General features: G+C 74.7%; 16 protein-coding genes and 1 riboswitch. Of the genes, 9 read left to right on the forward strand and 7 right to left on the reverse strand.

Annotated elements, in window-relative coordinates; translation table 11 throughout:
- Window positions 1-92, reverse strand: a riboswitch (cobalamin riboswitch). This riboswitch is flagged as partial in the annotation.
- Window positions 93-170: 78 nt separating this feature from the next.
- The gene (locus tag UWG_RS0108065; protein WP_016906693.1) at window positions 171-1,232 is read right to left on the reverse strand and encodes an MBL fold metallo-hydrolase; all 1,062 of its coding nucleotides are present in this window, start codon (window positions 1,230-1,232) and stop codon (window positions 171-173) included.
- 67 nt (window positions 1,233-1,299) lie between these two features.
- Window positions 1,300-1,926, reverse strand: coding sequence for a TetR family transcriptional regulator (locus UWG_RS0108070; RefSeq protein WP_016906694.1), 627 nt, complete (start codon window positions 1,924-1,926; stop codon window positions 1,300-1,302).
- 256 nt (window positions 1,927-2,182) lie between these two features.
- Between UWG_RS0108070 and UWG_RS0108075 the strand changes: the two genes are divergently transcribed.
- From UWG_RS0108075 to UWG_RS0108085, 3 genes are all read left to right on the forward strand, one after another.
- Window positions 2,183-3,529 carry a glycosyltransferase family 4 protein gene (locus UWG_RS0108075; RefSeq protein WP_016906695.1) on the forward strand — a complete coding sequence of 449 codons (1,347 nt, stop codon included), beginning with the start codon at window positions 2,183-2,185 and terminating at the stop codon, window positions 3,527-3,529.
- Window positions 3,530-3,599: 70 nt separating this feature from the next.
- The gene (locus tag UWG_RS0108080) at window positions 3,600-4,340 is read left to right on the forward strand and encodes a class I SAM-dependent methyltransferase (RefSeq protein ID WP_016906696.1); all 741 of its coding nucleotides are present in this window, start codon (window positions 3,600-3,602) and stop codon (window positions 4,338-4,340) included.
- The gene (locus tag UWG_RS0108085) at window positions 4,337-5,425 is read left to right on the forward strand and encodes a glucosidase family protein (RefSeq protein ID WP_016906697.1); all 1,089 of its coding nucleotides are present in this window, start codon (window positions 4,337-4,339) and stop codon (window positions 5,423-5,425) included. Before UWG_RS0108080 ends, UWG_RS0108085 begins: the two co-directional genes overlap by 4 nt.
- A gap of 108 nt (window positions 5,426-5,533) precedes the next feature.
- Here UWG_RS0108085 and UWG_RS0108090 read toward each other — a convergent pair whose 3' ends face one another.
- From UWG_RS0108090 to UWG_RS0108100, 3 genes are all read right to left on the reverse strand, one after another.
- Window positions 5,534-6,349 carry a hypothetical protein gene (locus UWG_RS0108090; protein ID WP_016906698.1) on the reverse strand — a complete coding sequence of 272 codons (816 nt, stop codon included), beginning with the start codon at window positions 6,347-6,349 and terminating at the stop codon, window positions 5,534-5,536.
- Between the two features lie 179 nt (window positions 6,350-6,528).
- A complete protein-coding gene (locus UWG_RS0108095; protein ID WP_016906699.1) occupies window positions 6,529-7,449 on the reverse strand; it encodes an N-acetylmuramoyl-L-alanine amidase in 921 nt (306 codons plus the stop codon).
- A gap of 31 nt (window positions 7,450-7,480) precedes the next feature.
- Window positions 7,481-8,125, reverse strand: coding sequence for a class I SAM-dependent methyltransferase (locus UWG_RS0108100; protein WP_016906700.1), 645 nt, complete (start codon window positions 8,123-8,125; stop codon window positions 7,481-7,483).
- A gap of 241 nt (window positions 8,126-8,366) precedes the next feature.
- Between UWG_RS0108100 and UWG_RS29685 the strand changes: the two genes are divergently transcribed.
- The 3 genes from UWG_RS29685 (at window position 8,367) to UWG_RS0108115 (ending at window position 11,798) form a co-directional block, all read left to right on the forward strand.
- Complete coding sequence (locus tag UWG_RS29685) at window positions 8,367-9,917, forward strand: MFS transporter (RefSeq protein ID WP_033196029.1); 1,551 nt, start codon at window positions 8,367-8,369, stop codon at window positions 9,915-9,917.
- Window positions 9,907-10,689 (forward strand): SDR family NAD(P)-dependent oxidoreductase, encoded by a 783-nt coding sequence (locus UWG_RS0108110; protein ID WP_016906702.1) that lies wholly within the window; start codon window positions 9,907-9,909, stop codon window positions 10,687-10,689. Before UWG_RS29685 ends, UWG_RS0108110 begins: the two co-directional genes overlap by 11 nt.
- 251 nt (window positions 10,690-10,940) lie before the next feature.
- Window positions 10,941-11,798: a MaoC/PaaZ C-terminal domain-containing protein gene (locus tag UWG_RS0108115; protein ID WP_016906703.1), complete on the forward strand. Its 858-nt coding sequence runs from the start codon at window positions 10,941-10,943 to the stop codon at window positions 11,796-11,798.
- 106 nt (window positions 11,799-11,904) lie between these two features.
- Here the strand turns inward: UWG_RS0108115 and UWG_RS33005 are convergent, their stop codons facing one another.
- The gene (locus UWG_RS33005; RefSeq protein ID WP_016906704.1) at window positions 11,905-12,063 is read right to left on the reverse strand and encodes a hypothetical protein; all 159 of its coding nucleotides are present in this window, start codon (window positions 12,061-12,063) and stop codon (window positions 11,905-11,907) included.
- Between the two features lie 68 nt (window positions 12,064-12,131).
- Window positions 12,132-14,804, reverse strand: a complete 2,673-nt coding sequence (locus UWG_RS0108125) for a hypothetical protein (RefSeq protein WP_016906705.1) — start codon at window positions 14,802-14,804, stop codon at window positions 12,132-12,134.
- A 310-nt stretch (window positions 14,805-15,114) separates the two neighbouring features.
- On the opposite strand from UWG_RS0108125, the gene UWG_RS0108130 reads away from it, so the two are divergent.
- From UWG_RS0108130 to UWG_RS0108140, 3 genes are read left to right on the forward strand one after another with little or no spacing between them, the layout of a single operon-like run.
- A complete protein-coding gene (locus UWG_RS0108130; RefSeq protein WP_016906706.1) occupies window positions 15,115-16,023 on the forward strand; it encodes a Nif3-like dinuclear metal center hexameric protein in 909 nt (302 codons plus the stop codon).
- Window positions 16,020-16,763, forward strand: a complete 744-nt coding sequence (locus UWG_RS0108135) for a zinc ribbon domain-containing protein (RefSeq protein ID WP_193386427.1) — start codon at window positions 16,020-16,022, stop codon at window positions 16,761-16,763. The genes UWG_RS0108130 and UWG_RS0108135 overlap by 4 nt, the downstream gene beginning before the upstream one ends.
- Complete coding sequence (locus UWG_RS0108140) at window positions 16,760-17,989, forward strand: bifunctional RNase H/acid phosphatase (RefSeq protein ID WP_016906708.1); 1,230 nt, start codon at window positions 16,760-16,762, stop codon at window positions 17,987-17,989. The genes UWG_RS0108135 and UWG_RS0108140 overlap by 4 nt, the downstream gene beginning before the upstream one ends.
- Window positions 17,990-17,996 lie beyond the last annotated feature (7 nt).

Genomic DNA, 17,996 nt, shown 5'->3' on the forward strand with positions numbered 1-17,996 from the left:
GCTCACGGTTGCGGGTCAGCGCCGGATTCGCACCGGCCTTCCCCCGGTCGGGACCTGTTGGGTACATGAGTACCTCGGCCACTGTAGCCGCAGCACCGCAGGCGCCCTCCGGCCGCGTACCCGTCGACGGGAGCACACGCACACACACCGGGACGATCCCGGCATTCGCCTCAGGCGGCGCGGTACCTCCCCGGATCGCTCTCGGGCACCTGCTCGGCGCGGCCCAGCTTCACCAACCGCCACAGGTGCGCCGCCACCTCGGAGACGGCCATCCCGCGCGAGGCGAACGGGATCTCGGCCCACGGCCGGTTCCACGTCATCCGCTCCGCCAACTCCCAGGGCGTGCACGGTCCTTCGGCGAGGAGGGCGTACATCTCCTCCAGCCGCTCCCCGTGGTGCGAGAGGAGTTCGGCGACGCGTCCCCGGGAGTCGGTGAACGCGTACTGGTGGGCGGGGAGCACTTCGGCCGGGCGGAGGCGGTCGACGCGCTCCAGCGAGTCGAGGTAGTCGCCGAGCGGGTCGACCGAGTCGTCCTCGGGGTCCTCGTAGAGGCCGATGTGCGGGGAGACCGTCGGGAGGAGGTGGTCGCCGGAGAAGAGGCGGCCGTGGCCGGTGAGCGTCCCTGGGTTCGGGTGCTCCTCCTCGAGGTGGAGGCAGACGTGTCCCGGTGTGTGTCCCGGCGTCCAGATCGCGCGGAGGCGGCGGCCCGGCAGGTCGAGGAGTTCGCCGGGGACGATCTCCCGGTCGGGCAGCGCCGCGTGGTGGCCGGGGACGGCGTCGGGCCCGGCCTCGGCGGCGAAGGCGCGGAGCGGGGCGATCTCCTCCTCGGGGGCGCCGGTGAGGGCGAGCCGGTCGAGGAGCGAGAGGAGCCAACTCGCGGGCGCCGTCTCGCGGCTGCGGCGCACCACGTCGGCGTCGGCGGCGTGCATCGCGATCCAGGCGCCCGACGCCTCGCGCACGCGGGCGCTGAGGCCGTGGTGGTCGGGGTGGTAGTGCGTGAGGACGACGCCCTTGAGCTCCTCGACGGAGGTGCCGCACGCACGCAACCCCTCGGTGAGCGCCTGCCAGGAGGACGGGTGGTCCCATCCCGTGTCCACGACGACGGGCCCGGTGTCCGTCTCGACGAGGTGGACGAGGGTGTGGCCCAGCGGGTTGTCGGGGATCGGCACCGGGATGCTCCACACCCCGCCGCCGTGTTCTGTCGTCTGCGGCGGCTGCGCCGGGTTCGCCATGGGTCGGCCCCCTTCTCCCTTGCCGGACAAGGGGATTCTTCCTTGTGACGAGAACAAGTACTAGTTTTCAGAGTGTGGGTGGTGTCACAGCTCCGGTCTCCCGCTCCCCGACGAGCCGGCAGGCGGTGGCGAGGTCGGTGGCGACCTGGTCGAGGGAGGCGCGCCCCGAGAGCCAGGTGATCACCAGTGAGAGCCAGGTGTGCTCGATCACCCGGACCGCGGAGAGCTGCTCGGGCGCGGGCTCGCCCGGCAGGCGCATCGCGTCGAGGATCACCGCCGTGGTGAGCCGGGAGGCGGCCGCCACCTCGTGCCCCGCCGAGCGGTCGGCGAACGTCAGCGCCCGCACCATGGCGTCCGCGAGCTGGGGCTCCCTGCGCAGCGAGCGGAAGGCCCGCGTCAGCGTCTGCGCGACGCGCTCGCCCGCGTCCTCGGCGTCTGGCGGGTGGCGCAGCAGCTTGCGGTGCATCGCCTCCAACTGCTCGCCGAGGACGGCGACGAGGAGGTGGATCTTGGAGGGGAAGTACCGGTAGACGGTGCCGAGTGCGACGCCCGAGCGCTCGGCGACCGTGCGCATCTGGACCGCGTCGAAGCCGCCGCTGCGGGCGAGTTCGGCGGTGGCCGCCAGGATGCTGCTGCGGCGGGCCGCCTGGCGGGGGGTGAGCCGGGTGGTGCGGGGGATGGGGTGTGCGGTCATGCGTCCTCGCCGTTTCGCGCCGTGCCGGGGCTGCGCGCGTACGGCTGCGGCGGTCCGTCGTGCGTCCGGCGGAGTCCGCGGACGGCGGCTCCGGCAGGGGTGGCGTGAATCACCTGTGCCCCCCGTACTCCGGAAGTGACCGGCCGGTAGATTCTTCTCCGCGGGCGCTGCGCCCCGTCGGCATTGTTGGAACTTGTTCTAGATTAACGCGAGCGGCTACGCTCCGTCCACGAAACTGAGGCGAAGGGGGCCGCGAGTGACCGCAGAGGCCGTACGCGACAGCGAGCCCGGCCCCCGGAAAGCCGCCGGGCCCGAACCGGCGGAGGACGGCCGACGCCCCCTGCGCGTGGCCCTCTTGACGTACAAGGGCAACCCCTTCTGCGGCGGCCAGGGCGTCTACGTGCGCCATCTCTCGCGCGAGCTCGCCGCGCTGGGCCACACCGTCGAGGTGATCGGCGCCCAGCCCTACCCGGTGCTCGACGACGGCGTCGCCCTCACCGAGCTCCCCAGCCTCGACCTCTACCGGCAGCCCGACCCCTTCCGCACTCCGCGCCGCGGCGAGTACCGGGACTGGGTCGACCTCCTGGAGGTCGGCACCATGTGGACGGGCGGCTTCCCCGAACCCCTCACCTTCTCGCTCCGCGCCCGCCGCCATCTGCGCGCCCGCAGCGGCGAGTTCGACGTCGTCCACGACAACCAGACGCTCGGGTACGGCCTCCTCGGCGACGTCGGCGCGCCCCTCGTCACCACCGTCCACCACCCCATCACCGTCGACCGCAGGCTGGAGCTGGAAGCGGCGGACGACTGGCGGCGCCGGTTCTCCGTCCGCCGGTGGTACGGGTTCACCAGGATGCAGAAGCACGTGGCGCGGCGGCTGCCCGCCGTGCTCACCGTCTCGGAGTCCTCGCGCCGCGAGATCGTCGAGGACCTCGGCGTGCGCCCCGACCGCATCCACACCGTCCCGATCGGCGCCGACGCGCGCACCTACCGGCCGGACCCGGCGGTGCCGAAGGTGCCGGGCCGGATCGTCACCACCTCCAGCGCCGACGTGCCGCTCAAGGGACTCGTCCACCTCGTCGAGGCGCTCGCCAAGGCGCGGGTCGAGCGGCCCGAGGCGCACCTCGTGGTGATCGGCAGGCGTCCCGAGGAGGGCCGGGTCGCCGACGCCGTCGCGGAGTACGGGCTCGAAGACGCCGTCGAGTTCGTCAAGGGGATCACGGACGAGGAGCTCGCCGCGCTGCTCCAGGGCGCCGAACTCGCCTGCGTCCCCTCGCTCTACGAAGGGTTCTCGCTCCCGGCCGCCGAGGCGATGGCCACGGGCACGCCGCTCCTCGCCACGACGGGCGGCGCCATCCCCGAGGTCGCGGGGACCGACGGCGAGACGTGCCTCGCGGTGCCGCCGGGGGACGCGGGAGCGCTCGCCGCCGGCCTCGTCCGGCTCCTCTCCGACGCCGAACTCCGCGCCCGCATCGGGGCCGCCGGGCGCGCACGGGTGCTCGCCCGCTTCACCTGGCAGCAGGCAGCGCGCGCCACCGTCCGCCACTACCGCGCCGCGCTCGCGGCGCGGACCGCAGCCCCCAGGCCCGCCGCACACCCCGGCTGAGCCGCCCCCGGCCGCCCCGCCGGCCGGAAGCCACCGCACCGCCCCGCACGCCAGGAAGGCAGAACTCCAAGTGCTCACCGTGGACTTCACCCGCTTCCCGCTCGCCCCAGGCGACCGCGTACTCGACCTCGGATGCGGAGCGGGACGCCACGCCTTCGAGTGCTACAGGCGCGGAGCGCACGTCGTCGCGCTCGACCGGAACGCGGACGAGATCCGCGAGGTCGCCAAGTGGTTCGCGGCGATGGACGATGAGGGCGAGGCGCCCGCAGGCGCCACGGCGACCGCCATGGAGGGGGACGCGCTCGCGCTGCCCTTCCCCGACGAGAGCTTCGACGTCGTCGTCATCTCTGAGGTGATGGAGCACATACCGGACGACAAGGGCGTCCTCGCGGAGATGGTCCGGGTCCTCAAGCCGGGCGGCCGGATCGCGGTGACCGTGCCCAGGTACGGTCCCGAGAAGGTCTGCTGGGCGCTGAGCGACGCGTACCACGAGGTCGAGGGCGGCCACATCCGCATCTACCGCGGGGACGAACTCCTCGGCCGCATGCGCGAGGCGGGCCTGCGCCCCTACGGCACCCACCACGCGCACGGCCTCCACTCGCCGTACTGGTGGCTCAAGTGCGCCTTCGGCGTCCACCGGGAGGGCGACGACGCCGCGCTCCCCGTCCGCGCCTACCACAAGCTCCTCGTCTGGGACATCGTCAAGAAGCCGCTCGCCACCCGCGTCGCCGAGCGCGCGCTCGACCCGCTGATCGGCAAGAGCTTCGTCGCGTACGCCACCAAGCCGCACGCGCGCGAGGCCGCCGCGTGACACCGCACCGTCCGCGGCCCGGGCAGACCGAGCAGTTGGTGCTGTCCGGCGTGCTCACGGCCGAGCAGGCCGCGGAGACCGTCGCGGGGATAGCCGCCGTGCAGCGCGACGACGGCGCCATACCCTGGTTCCGCGGCCACCACCTCGACCCGTGGGACCACGTCGAGGCGGCGATGGCGCTCGACGCGGCCGGCGAGCACGAGCGCGCCGCCGCCGCCTACGCCTGGCTCGCCGCGCACCAACTCCCCGACGGCTCCTGGTACGCGGCCTACGACGACGGCGACGCCTCGACCCCCACGGACCGCTCGCGCGAAAGCAACTTCTGCGCCTACCCGGCCGTCGGCGTCTGGCACCACTACCTCGCCACGGGCGACGACGCGTTCGCCGAGCAGATGTGGCCGACCGTGGCGGCGGCGGTCGAGTTCGTCCTCCGGCTCCAGCAGCCGGGAGGCCAGATCGGCTGGAAGCGCGAGCCGGACGGCACCCCCGTGCACGACGCGCTCCTCACCGGCTCCGCCTCCGTCCACCAGGCGCTCCGCTGCGCCCTCGCGCTCGCCGAACACCGCGAGGAGCCGCAGCCCGACTGGGAGTTGGCGACGGGGCTGCTGGGCCACGCCGTCCGCGCCCACCCCGAGCGGTTTCTCGACAAGAGCCGCTACTCGATGGACTGGTACTACCCCGTCCTCTCCGGCGCCGTCCGCGGAACCGAGGCGAAGCAGCGGCTGGAGGACGGCTGGGACACCTTCGTCGTCCCCGGGCTCGGGGTGCGCTGCGTCTCGCCCAACCCGTGGGTGACCGGAGGAGAGAGCGCCGAACTCGCCCTCGCGCTCTGGGCGATGGGCGAGTCCGACCGCGCGCTCGACGTCCTCCGCTCGATCCGTCACCTGCGCGCCGAGGACGGCATGTACTGGACGGGTTACGTCTTCGACGACGGCGTCGTCTGGCCGCGCGAACGGACGGCGTGGACCGCCGGCTCGCTCCTCCTCGCGGTCGCCGCGCTCGGCGGGGAGGAGGCGACCGTGCAGATCTTCTCCGGGGAGCGGCTGCCGTCGGGGCTGGAGCCCGACGCGGCCGACTGCTGCTGATTCCGGCACACGCGAAAGGGCCCGCACCGAGGTGCGGACCCTTTCGCGTGTGCCGGGCTGCCGGCGGGGTCCCCCGTGCGTCCCCCGGTCCGGCAGCCCGCTACGGCGTCAGCCGCGCTGGATGCCGCTGGTGTCCTGGAGGATGCCGCGGCGGCCGTCCTGCGTCTGCGCGATGAGCGCCTGGCCCCGCTGGTCGACCGCGAGAAACCAGGTGCCCGGGGTGAGTTCGGCGACCGGCTGCGGAGAGCCGTCCTCGGGGAAGAGGGGCCTGGCGACCGGCACGGCGAACCAGAACGGCTGGAACGGCTGGGCCGCGCCCATGTCCTGCGGCTGCGGTGCGCCCGGCTGGGGCTGCTGGCCGTACGGCTGCTGCCCGTACGGGCCCGGCTGGCCCTGCTGCGGTGCGCCCGGGTAGCCGTAACCGCCGGGCTGCTGGCCGTAGGGCATCTGGCCCATCTGCGGCTGCTTCGGCCCGCCCGCCGGGATCAGCGGGGTGCGCAGGGCCGGGACGAGCGGCGTCGCGAGGGCGAAGCCGGCGATGACAAGGGTGGCGAGGAAGCCGAGCCACGCGCCCGCGCCGAGGCTGAGCCCGGAGGCGTCGGGCTTCAGCACCAGCGACCAGAACGAGCTCCAGAAGGCGGCGACGGCGAGCGGTACGCCCCACTGCCCGAGGCTGAGCGTCGCGAACTTGACGTCCTGCTGCATCAGCCGGCCGAGGACGACCAGTACGGCGGCGATGATGCCGAGGAGGTACACCGCCGGCAGGATCACGGTCACCATGTCCGTGTCCCAAGCGCTCGGCAGCTCGTTGCAGCGCTCGCCGCAGTCGTCTGCCGTGTAGAAGTTGAGGAACGAGGCGATGAACAGCAGGACCGCTGCTGCAGCCACCGCGCCGTCGCCTCGTGTGAGCGAGCGGATGTTCACGTGGGGTCCTTAGTCGGTTTCGTCGTGGTCATGGTCTGCCGGGGGTGAGGCCCCATCGTACGGATGAACCCCCTGCCGCATCCGGCGGGTTCGGTACTTCGCGCTGTGAGATCGATCAGGTCCTCGCCCTCCGGGCGGGGATGGTGACTCCCTCTGCGGGCAAGGCTGTTGACCGGCGCTTACCTGCGGTCACTCGCCGCGGCGCCGCGCGTCAGGTACGCGGTCAGGCCGTCGGCCACCCCCGCGGCGGCGCGCTTCTGCCATGCGGGCGAGGAGAGTTGGGCCGCGTCGCGGGCGTTGCGCATGTTGCCGCACTCCAGGAAGACCTTGGGGACGCGGCTGAGGTTGAGGCCGCCGAGGTCCGCGCGGATGTCGAGGCCGCTTCCGTCGCCGATGTACTCGGCCGGCCGTGCACCCGTCGCCGCGCGGAAACCCGACGCCAACTCCCGGCCCAGCCGGGCCGAGGGCGCCACGATGGCGCGGGTGTCCGCGCCCCGGGTGCGGACCTCGCCCGGGAGGATGACGTGGAAGCCGCGGGCGTCCGCGGGGGCTCCGTCCGCGTGGAGCGAGACCGCGGCGTCCGCCTTCGCCTCGTTGCCGATCCGGGCGCGCTCGTCGACGCACGGCCCCCACTCCACGTCCCCGCGCTTCTCGCCGCCGGAGTGCACCAGCACCACCTCGGCGCCCTCCGAGACCAGCAGCCGCTCCACGCGCTCGGCCAGCGCCAGTGTGAACTCCGCCTCGGCGTAGCCGTCTTCGGTCTCGGTGCCCGTCGTGTCGCACTCCTTCGTCCCCTCGCCCATGTCGACCTGACGGTTGATCTCCCGTGCGTGGTCGCGGTTGCCCGGGTGGTGCCCGGGGTCGAGCACGACGGTCCGGCCGTCCAGCACCTTCTCCTGCGCGGACGGGCTTCCGGACGGCCGCGCGTCCGGGGCGCGTTGCGCGGTACCTGCGCCGTCGTCCCCGCCCCACACGCGCCAGCCGAGCCAGCCGAGGAGCACGAGGGGGACGGCCACGCAGAGGGCGAGCAGGACGGCGCCGCGCGGGCCGCGGCGTCCCGGCGGCCGGTCGGGCAGGGGCGGGGGGAGGGTGTTCGACACGAGTGGCGATGGTAGCCGCGGCGTGCGGCGTTCAGATGCCCGGTCCTGTACGGCGCAGCACGCGGAGCGAGCGCACGGTCGAGATCTCGGTGAAAGCGCCGGAGGAGAGCGCCCTCCTGTGCATGCGGTACGGCGCCTGGCCGCCGTCGGCCGGGTCGGGGAAGACGTCGTGGATGACGAGGAGTCCGCCCTCCGCGAGGTGCGGTGCCCAGCCCTCGTAGTCGGCCGTGGCGTGCTCGTCGGTGTGTCCGCCGTCGACGAAGACGAGCCCCAGCGGGCTGCCCCAGACGGCCGCGATCTGCGGCGAGGCTCCGACGAGTGCGACGGTGTGCCGCTCCAGCCCCGCGGCGTGCAGCGTGCGGCGGAACTCGGGCAGCGTGTCCGTCAAGCCGACGGCGGGGTCGACGAGTTCGGCGTCGTGGTACTCCCAGCCCGGCTGCTGCTCCTCGCTGCCGCGGTGGTGGTCGACGGTGAGCGCGGTGACGCCCGCCCGGCGGGCCGCGTCGGCGAGGAGGAGGGTGGAGCGGCCGCAGTACGTGCCTATCTCCAGCAACGGCAGCCCGTTGCCCGCCGCCTCGACGGCGGCGGCGTGGAGCGCCATGCCCTCGTCGCGGGGCATGAAGCCCTTCGCCTTGTCGAAGGCGGCGAGCAGTTCGGCGGAGGGGCGCTGGTGCATGGGCTTCCCGTGGTCGTGTGGTGCGTGCGCCGGGGCCGACGGGCCGCCGTGCGCCGGGCGGACGGCCGCCTCGTGTCCGACGCCGCTCCCGTGCGGGGCGCGCGGGCGGCCGCCCCCATGCTGCCGTACGCTCCCGGCTGCGCGGTAGGCGGTGCGGCACCTGCGCCCTAGGTCGCGGGGCCGAGGGGCCGGGGCCGTCTTCCCGACGCGGTTGTCGGTGGCGGGTGCCAGGATGCTCCCTATGGCATCCGAGACAGCAGGGCGCGGCGGCGCCGCAGTGCGCACACCGGCAGGCAGGTGGGGCGTCGTGCTCGCCGCGTGCGCCGGGCAGTTCCTCGTCGTCCTCGACGTCTCCGTGATCAACGTGGCGCTGCCCTCGCTCCGCGCCGACCTCGGGCTCAGCGCGACGGGGCTCCAGTGGGTCGTCAACGCCTACACCCTCACCTTCGCCGGCTTCATGCTCCTCGGCGGGCGGGCCGCCGACCTCTTCGGACGCAAACGCGTCTTCGTCACCGGGCTCGTGCTCTTCGCGCTCACCAGCCTCGCGGGCGGACTCGCGCAGGAGCCGTGGCAGTTGGTGGCCGCGCGCGCCCTGCAGGGCGTCGGTGCCGCAGCGCTCGCACCCGCCACCCTCACCATCCTCACCACCACCTTCCCCGAGGGCCCCGCGCGCACCCGCGCCATCGGCACCTGGACCGCGGTGGGCGCGGGCGGCGGCGCGATGGGCGGCCTCGTCGGCGGTGTCCTCACCGAGTTCCTCTCCTGGCGGTGGGTGCTGCTCGTCAACGTCCCCATCGGGGCGCTCGTGCTCGTCGTGGCCGCGGTGTGGGTGGTGGAGCGCCGTGGGCGGGGGCGCCCGCGGCTCGACGTCCTCGGGGCCGTCCTCGTCACCTCCGGGATCGGGGCGCTCGCCTACGGCATCGTCAACGCCGAGACGAGCGGCTGGGGTTCGGCGCAGTTCCTCGTGCCGTTCCTCGGCGGGGCGGTGCTGCTCGGCCTCTTCCTCCTCGTCGAGCGGCGCACGGCGCAACCGCTGATCCCGCTCGGCCTCTTCCGGCTGCGCTCCGTCGCCTCGGCGAACACCGTCCTCTTCGTCAACGGCTCGGCGATGGTCTGCATGTGGTATTTCTTCTCCCTCCACATGCAGAACGTCCTCCACTACCCGCCGCTCCAGGCCGGGTTGGGGTTCCTGCCGATGTCGGTCTCGATCGTCCTCGGCTCCAAGGCGGCGCCGTGGATCATGGTTCGCGTCGGGGAGCGCACGCTCGCCGTCGCGGGCACCCTGACGGCCGCCGCCGGCTACCTCTGGGCGGGCACCATGACGGCGGGCGACGGCTTCGCCGTGACGGTCCTCGGTCCCGGCGCCCTGATGGCGCTCGGTGCCGGGCTGGCGAGCACCACGCTCGCCTCCGTCGCCACGGCGGACGCCGCCCCGCAGGACGCCGGCCTCGTCTCCGGCATGATCAACACCTCCCGTACGCTCGGCGGCGCGCTCGGCCTCGCGGTGCTCTCGACCGTCGCGGCCTCCCGCATCCAGGAGGACGAGCAGGTCGCCTCCCTCGCCTCCGGATACGCGCTCGCGTTCCTCACCGGCGGGCTCGTACTGCTGGGGTGCGCGGTGCTCGGCGTCGTCGCGCTGCCGCGGCCGCGCCGGCGGGCGGCCTCGCCCGCCGCGGGCGCCACGCCGAACGCACCGGCAGGCGACCGGAGTTCGCCCGCCGCGTCCCCCGCGTCCTCCACGTCCGGAGGCACGGGACCCGAGAACCACGAGGAGCAGACCGATGCACGCTGAGTTCCCCTCCACCGGCCGCAGAGTCCTGGTGACGGGCGCTGCCGACGGTCTCGGCCGCGCCCTGGCACGGGAGTTCGCCGCGGCGGGGGACCGCGTCGCGGTGCACTACGGCAGCCGCCGCGCTCAGGCGGAGGAGACGCTCGCGCTGCTCCCCGCCGTCGAGGCGGGACCGCACACCCTCCTCGGCGGCGACCTCTCGGACACGGCCGAGCCCCCGCGGCTCGTGGCGGCGGCCGTGGAGAGCCTCGGCGGACTCGACATCCTCGTCAACAACGCGGCCGTCAACCTGCCGCACCCTCCCGTCGACACGTCGTACGCCGACTGGACTGCGGCCTGGCAGCAGCACACCGCGGTGAACCTGCTCGGCACCGCCGGGCTGGCCCATCAGGCGGCGGCGCGGATGATCGCGCAGGGCCGCGGCGGCCGGATCGTCAACATCGGTTCGCGCGGGGCGTTCAGAGGCGAGCCCGACCACCCTGCCTACGGCGCCACCAAGGCCGCCGTGCACGCCCTCGGCCAGTCGCTCGCGGTCGCCCTCGCGCCGCACGGCATCGCCGTGGCCTCCGTCGCGCCGGGGTTCATCGAGACACCGCGGGTCGCGGACCGCCTCGGCGGCGAGGCGGGCGAAGCGATCCGTGCGCAGAGCCCGTTCGGACGGGCGGCGCAGCCGGAGGAGGTCGCGGCTGCCGTGGCGTGGCTCGCCTCGCCGGCGGGGGAGTGGAGCTCGGGCGCCGTGCTCGACCTCAACGGGGCCTCGTATCTTCGTACTTGAGTCCGGTGCCTGCCGCCGCGGTGGTCCGGCGGGGCAGCGGGGTCGGGGGTGTGCTTGGCGCCAAGGAGGTTCGTGCCTGCGTCGTCGAGACGGCGCCCGTCGGTCCTGCTGCACCGAGGATGAGGTGGTCCACGTCGACGGGGGTCCCAACTCCCTTACCGCTCGGTAGGATCGGGCCGACGCAGCGCAGCCCGGGCGTGCGCGCGCCTCCCGGCGGTGGCGGCCCCGGGCGGGGAAGGAGGCACACCGGGATGCCGATCGACGCCGAGCGGGCCCTCGCGGCCGAACCCACCACGGCCCGGATCGCCTGGGACCACAAGGACGTTCAGCTCTACCACCTCGGCCTCGGAGCCGGCACCCCCGCACTCGACCCGCAGGAGCTGAGGTACCTCCTCGAAGACCGCCTCCACGTCCTCCCCACCTTCGCCACGGTGGCCGGCGGCCGGATGAACGTGACCGACGCGCTCTCGACGCCCGGCCTCGACGTCGACCTCGCCGGAGTCCTCCACGGCGGCCAACTGGTGCGCGTACACCGGCCGTTGCCGATGCGCGGGGACGCCGAGCAGACCTCGCGGATCGTCGCGCTCCACGACAAGGGGAAGGCGGCCGTGCTCGTCATCGAGTCGGCGGCGTCGGACGCCGAAGGGCCGCTCTGGGAGCAGCAGACGCAGCTCTTCCTCCGCGGCGAGGGCGGGTTCGGCGGCGAGCGCGGACCCTCCGAGCGGATCGCGGCGCCCGAGCGCGAGCCGGACACCGTCGTGGAGAAGCCGATCCGCGAGGACCAGGCGCTGCTCTACCGCCTCTCCGGCGACTGGAACCCCCTCCACGCCGACCCGGAGTTCGCGGCGCTCGCCGGCTTCGACCGCCCCATCCTGCACGGACTCAGCTCCTACGGCATGGCCCTCAAGGCCGTCGTCGACAGCGTCCTCGGCGGCGATCCGACGCGGGTGCGCAGCTACCGCACGCGGTTCGCCGGCGTCGTCTTCCCCGGTGAGACGCTCCGGGTCCGCCTCTGGCACGTCGGCGAGGGGCGCGTCCAGCTCACCGCGACGGCCGTGGAGCGGGAGGACGCGACGGTGCTGGCGGACACCGTCGTCGAGCACACCTGAGCGCGGCGCGCACACCGCGAGGGCGGTGCCGAGGAGACGAACTCCTCGACACCGCCCTCGGTTTGTCTCTCCCCCTTTTTGGTGTGTGCCGGCCGCGGTCAGCCGCTCAGGCGACCGAGGCGTCCGGCTGCTGCGGTGGCCGCCGATGGCGCCCCTGCCCCTGCGCGGGAACGCTGGGCTCCCGCTCCTCCGCAACGGAGGCCGGCCCCCTGTGCTTCCCCGGGGGGTGCTCTTCGCGGGGCGAGTCGGTCTGGATCTCGGACATCGCGAGGTAACTCCGTGGTCTTGCTTGCGCCGTACCCGACCGGATTCTAACGGTGCGTCGGCTCGTCCTCATGTTCTCTCGGCCGCTGCGAGCGGCGCCTCCTGCAGCGGCACGGGCCGGTGCGCAGCGGCGCTGCCCGCGGAGAACTCCGCCGCCGCGCCCGGCCGCCGGCACACCCCTGCCTCTTCCGGACGCCCGGGTTGTTGCGGGGTTGTGATCCTGCGGCGCGCCTCGGCCGACGCGGGCCCCGGACGCGCCTCCCGCTGCCCCTCGTGGGCCGCCGACAGCGCTTCGACGGCGGGTAGTTGGAGGGCCAGGAACGGTGCACCTGCCCGCGGGGCCCAGTGCTGCGGCCCGGTGGCGGGGTCGTCCGCGCCACGAGGTCGGTCGCTGGACACCTTGAGGGCACCACCGGGGCTCTGCGCCTCGTCGTGCGCTGCGTCGGCGACCGGTTCGGCGGAGTGCGGTGCCCGGGGGCCCTTGGGCGCGGGGTGGTGGGCGGGTGGCTCCGGTGACGGGACGGGGGGAGCGGTTCGCCAAGTTGCCGTGGTCGGCGCCGCATTGGGGAGCCCTCCCTGCGGCAGCCCGGTGGTGCTTTGGTCAGGGGTGTCGGGGGCCTGTGGTGCGGGGGCTGCCTGGGCGGGGATGTCGGGGTGTTGTGCGGGAGAGGGTGGGGAGGTCGGCTGGTTCGAGGGTGCCGGCTCGGTGGCCGAACAACCGGCGGGGGCCGACGGGCCGGGAGCTGCGGAGTGCCAAGTCGTTGTGGCAGGGGGTGGGCTGTGCAGCTCGGGGATGCCGCGGGTGTCGGGAGCCGCGGCCTGTGGTGCGGGGGCTTCCTGCGCGGTGCTGTCGAGGTGCTGCGCCGGAGGGGGTGGGGAGGTCGGCTTGTTCGAGGGTGCCGGCTCGGTGGCCGGGCAACCGGCGGGGGCTGACGGGCGGGGAGCGTGGACAGGGATCACGGGACGCCAAGTCGCCTCCGCAGAAGGAGAGTTGTGCGGACCGGGGGTGCCGCCGGTGTCCGGACCCGGGGGCTGCGGCGCGGGCCGTACCTGGCCGCAGGTGCCGGGCCGCTTCCCCGGCGCCGTGGACGAACCGGTCGACGGTGCCGGACCGGCGGCCGACGGCGCGCCGGGTCCGGGCTCCGAGGAGGCAGGCGGTGCCGGTCGCGGGGGATCGGAGCCGTCGGCGCCGGGCGGCGGATGCGGGCCGTCGTTCCCCGAGGGCGCTGCCCCGCGGGTGGGCTGCCGGGGAGACGCCGCCTCCCCGGTGGCATGCCGGCCGCCCTCGGGGCCGGGTCTCGGAGGTGTGTCGTCGTCGCCCTGCTGCGGGTCCCCTTCCATGCCGGGGAGTCGGGGCGCGGAACCGGGCGGGCGGCGACCCCGGCCGGACGAGGAGTTGCGTTGCGCGGGCATGCGGGGGTGCTCGGTGCCGGATCCTCGCGGGCTCGACGGCTCGTCGGAGGGCTGACGCCGAGTCGCCTCGGTGGCCTGCGCGTCGGAGGAGTTCTTGTCCGGGCCCCGCTCCCGCGCGCCCTCGGCGGGACGCGCATCCCCGTCGGACGGTTCGTGCCCGGCGCCGGACTCCTCGCCCTCCGGCGTGCCGGAGCGTTCCTGCACCGGCGCGTGCCCTCCGGCCTCCGGCGGCTCGGGGAGGGGAGTGCGGAGGCAGGCGAGCCCGCAGAGCGCGTGGGGCACCGAGTACGGGAGGCGGAGGTCGCCCTCGGCGCTCCAGAGGCCGTGCCCCGTCAACCATCCCTGCGGCGGCGGGATATGGCGCACCCCGCGCTGCGCCGGGCGCCAGACCGCCAGCCAGCCCTCGCCGCCGAGCGGCATGCGCACCCCGTGCGCCCCCGCGTCCCGCGGCGCCGCGGCGCCGGGCGCGGGCACCGGCTGGGCGAGGAGCGCGACGGTGCACCGTTCGGGGAGGAGCGTCTGCCGCGGCTGGGTCGCGAAAGGGGTGAGCCGGACGCCGTGCGGATGGAGCGCCTCGGGGAAGCGGACGGGCCGGTGGCTGCCGAGCACCCCCCAGCCGAGGCGTGCCTCGCCCGGCGCGTCGGAGCGGACGAGGAGGAGGCCGCTGTCCCGGTCGGCGAGGAGGAGCCGGTCGTTGCTCGTCTCCGTGATCTGGAGGAGCGGGCTCACCTCGCCGCCCCGCGCCAGGTCGACGACGACGCTCTTGACGGGCGCCGAACCGCCCCCTGCCTCGGCCCGGTCGACGGCGAGGAGCCGGCCCTCCGGGTCGAGCCACGCGCCGCCGCTGCACCGCCCCTGCACGTGCGCGAGCAGTTCGGGCCGCCCCGGCGTCCCCCCGGCGACGAGCCAGACGGCGGAGCCCTCGCGCCCCTGCGCGAGGGCGTAGACGCGGGTCCCGCACGGGGAGGGCGGGAGCAGCGTGAGCCGCGGGGACTCGACGGAGCCCAGGGGGAGTTCGCCGGTCCCCGAGTCGGTGGGGTAGAGCAGTGCGAGCGCGTACTCGCCGCCCACGTCGCGGGCGATGAGCACCCGGCCGTCTGTGAGGGGGAGGACCTGGGTGCCGGGCTCCTCCGGCTGGTTGCCGGGGAGCGGGACGGCGTAGGGTTCGGGACCCGCGAGCGTCCAGCGCTCCGGATACCAGTTGGGCGCGGCGCTGCCGGGCTCGGCGGGCGCCAGCCGGGCGGCGTAGGAGCCGTCGGCTGCGATGGTGAAGCTGCTGCCGGGCGCCGCGGGCGCGGGCGCGTTGCCGTCGTCGGTACGAGACGTCACGACGCGATCACCTCCTGTGACAGAAGCAAGCTAGGTCTCGTACTTCCTGTCGAACAACGGGAGTTGAGTTCGTTCATGCGGAAGGGTGAAGCGCAGAACACTCGGTCGCGTGCCTCTGTGACCCCTGGGGTTTCTGTGGCCGACGGGGCGGACAGGGTCCGCCGAGCCGCTGCTCCTCGGGTTCGCCGCCGCCCAACTCGGCGCCGTGCAGCGGCCTTGCGTACGCCCGGCCCGCCCGCGGCCGCGCTCGTCCGCAAGGGGCCTCCCCGGGCCCCTCGCGCGGTGCCGCACGGCAGGTAGCCTTTCCTCCGTGCCCGCACTCTCCGAAGTCATCGCCGTGCTCGACGCCCTGTGGCCGCGCGAGCGCGCAGAGCAGTGGGACGCCGTCGGCACCGTCGTCGGCGACCTGCACCACGATCCGGACGTCGGCCGCGTGCTCTTCGCCGTCGACCCCGTGCAGCAGATCGCCGACGAGGCCGTCGCGCTCGGCGCCGACCTGCTCGTCACCCACCACCCGCTCTACCTGCGCGGCACCACCACCGTCGCCGCCGACACCTTCAAGGGCCGAGTGGTGCACACTCTCATCCGCAGCGGCACGGCGCTCCACGTCGCGCACACCAACGCCGACACCGCGGACCCCGGCGTCTCCGACGCGCTCGCCGGCGCCCTCGGGCTCCGCGTCGTCGCGCCGCTCGTCCCCGACGCCTCCGACCCGGCGGGGCGCCGCGGCCTCGGCCGGGTCTGCGAACCCGAGGAGCCGCTCAGCTTCGCCGAGTTGACGAGGCTCGCGGCCGAGCGCCTGCCCGCGACGGCGCAGGGCATCCGCGCCGCGGGCGACCGGCAGCAGATCGTTCGCACGGTCGCCGTCAGCGGCGGCAGCGGCGACAGCCTCTTCGACGCCGCGCGTGCCGCGGGCGTCGACGCCTTCCTCACCTCCGACCTGCGCCACCACCCCGTCTCGGAGGCCCGCGAGCACTCCCCGCTCTGCCTGCTCGACGCCGCGCACTTCGCCACGGAGTGGCCCTGGTGCGAGCAGGCCGCAGCCCAACTCGACGCCGTCGCCGCGGAGCGCGGCTGGGACCTGCGCACCCACGTCTCGCACACGGTCACCGACCCGTGGACGGCACACGCCGCGTCCCCGGTCGCCGGCGCCGCCCCCTCCTCCGTCGCGTCCGCCGCGCGGAGCACCGACCGACCCACACCAGGAGCCCCCAACTGAACGCCGCGCCAGCCGACCAGATCCGACTCCTCGACGTACAGGACCTCGACACCCGCCTCACCCAGCTCGCGCACCGCCGCTCCCACCTTCCGGAACACCAGGAGGTGCAGCAGCTCGAGGCCGACCTCGTGCAGCTCCGTGACCTGCTCGTCGCCGCGCAGACCGAGGAGAGCGACACCACTCGCGAGCAGACCAAGGCCGAGCAGGACGTCGACCAGGTCCGCCAGCGCGCCGCGCGCAACCAGCAGCGCCTCGACTCGGGCGCCGTCACCAACCCGAAGGACCTGGAGAACCTCCAGAGCGAACTCGCCTCCCTCGCCAAGCGCCAGGGCGACCTGGAGGACATCGTCCTGGAGGTGATGGAGCGGCGCGAGTCCGCGCAGGAGCGTGCGGAGGAGCTCGCCGAGCGCGCCGAGTCCGCGGGCAACCGCGTCGCCGAGGTCACCGAGCGCAGGGACGCGGCGCTCGCCGAGATCGACGACGAGATCTCCTCCACCCGCAAGGAGCGCGAGGTCACGGCCGGTGCGGTCCCCGACGACCTACTGAAGCTCTACGACCGCATCCGCGAGCGCGAAGGCGGCGTCGGCGCGGCCAAGCTCTACCAGCGCCGCTGCGAGGGGTGCCGCCTGGAGCTCAACATCACCGAGCTCAACGACGTCCGCTCCGCAGCCCCCGACACCGTCGTCCGCTGCGAGAACTGCAACCGCATCCTCGTCCGCACACCCGAGTCCGGTCTGTGACGACCGCGCACCGCACCCTCCTCGTCGAGGCCGACGGCGGCTCCCGCGGCAACCCCGGGCCCGCCGGCTACGGCGCCGTCGTCAAGGACGCCGCGACGGGCGGGACGCTCCAGGAGGTCGCCGAGTACATCGGACGCGCCACCAACAACGTGGCGGAGTACCGCGGGCTGTTGGCCGGGCTGCGTGCCGCGCACACGCTCGACCCGGAGGCCGCCGTCCTGGTGCGGATGGACTCCAAGCTCGTCGTGGAGCAGATGTCGGGGCGCTGGAGGATCAGGCACCCCGACATGCAGCCCCTCGCGGACCAGGCACGCGGCGTCTTCCCGCCGGGTGCCGTGACGTACGAGTGGATTCCGCGCGCCGAGAACAAGCACGCGGACCGCCTCGCCAACGAGGCGATGGACGCGGGTGCCGAGGGCGGCGAGTGGCAACCGGGGGCGTCGACGGCGGAGTTGGAGGCACAGACCGCGGCCGCGGAGCGGGGCGCGGAGAAGGGGGCGGCCGCGGAGAAGGCCGCCGTCGCCGAGGCGGCGGTGCAGGCAGGCGAGGCGAGCGCCGAGCGCGCCCCGCGGACCGTGCAGGGGTGGGGCCCCGACCTCGGTCCGCCCGCCACCTTCGTCCTCCTGCGGCACGGCGAGACGCTCCTCACCCCGCAGAAGCGCTTCTCCGGCAGCGGCGGCACCGACCCCGAACTCTCCGAGGCGGGCAGGGCCCAGGCCCGCGCCGCCGCCGACGCGCTCGCGGCCCGCGGCACCGTGGAGGCCGTCGTCACCTCGCCGTTGCTGCGCTGCCGCGAGACGGCCGAGGTCGTCGCGGCGCGGCTCGGCCTGGAGGTGCGCACCGAAGAGGGCCTGCGCGAGACCGACTTCGGCGCCTGGGAGGGCCTCACCTTCCGGGAGGTGCGCGAGCGCCATCCGGCGGACCTCGACGCCTGGCTCGCCTCCCCCGAGGCGCAACCGACGGGCGGGGGCGAGTCGTTCGCCGACGTGGGCCGCCGCACCGCCGTCGCCAGGGACGAGCTGCTCGCGCGCTACCGGGGGAGGACCGTCCTGCTCGTCACGCACGTCACGCCGATCAAGACCCTGGTGCGGCTGGCGCTCGGTGCGCCGCCCGAGTCCCTCTTCCGTATGGAACTCTCGGCGGCTTCCCTCTCGGCCGTCGCCTACTACGCCGACGGCAACGCGTCGGTGCGGCTCTTCAACGACACGGGGCACCTGCGGGGTTGAGTCGCGA

This window comes from Streptomyces xiaopingdaonensis (genome assembly GCF_000262345.1).
GTDB classification, from domain to species: Bacteria; Actinomycetota; Actinomycetes; order Streptomycetales; family Streptomycetaceae; genus Streptomyces; species Streptomyces xiaopingdaonensis.

What these genes read in the sequence shown, in the direction of transcription:
- UWG_RS33005 (WP_016906704.1), bottom strand. Translation starts at nt 12,063, where the DNA reads ATGTCCGAGATCCAGACCGACTCGCCCCGCGAAGAGCACCCCCCGGGG.
- UWG_RS0108110 (WP_016906702.1), top strand. Translation starts at nt 9,907, where the DNA reads ATGCACGCTGAGTTCCCCTCCACCGGCCGCAGAGTCCTGGTGACGGGC.
- UWG_RS0108070 (WP_016906694.1), bottom strand. Translation starts at nt 1,926, where the DNA reads ATGACCGCACACCCCATCCCCCGCACCACCCGGCTCACCCCCCGCCAG.
- UWG_RS0108100 (WP_016906700.1), bottom strand. Translation starts at nt 8,125, where the DNA reads ATGCACCAGCGCCCCTCCGCCGAACTGCTCGCCGCCTTCGACAAGGCG.
- UWG_RS0108115 (WP_016906703.1), top strand. Translation starts at nt 10,941, where the DNA reads ATGCCGATCGACGCCGAGCGGGCCCTCGCGGCCGAACCCACCACGGCC.
- UWG_RS29685 (WP_033196029.1), top strand. Translation starts at nt 8,367, where the DNA reads ATGGCATCCGAGACAGCAGGGCGCGGCGGCGCCGCAGTGCGCACACCG.
- UWG_RS0108065 (WP_016906693.1), bottom strand. Translation starts at nt 1,232, where the DNA reads ATGGCGAACCCGGCGCAGCCGCCGCAGACGACAGAACACGGCGGCGGG.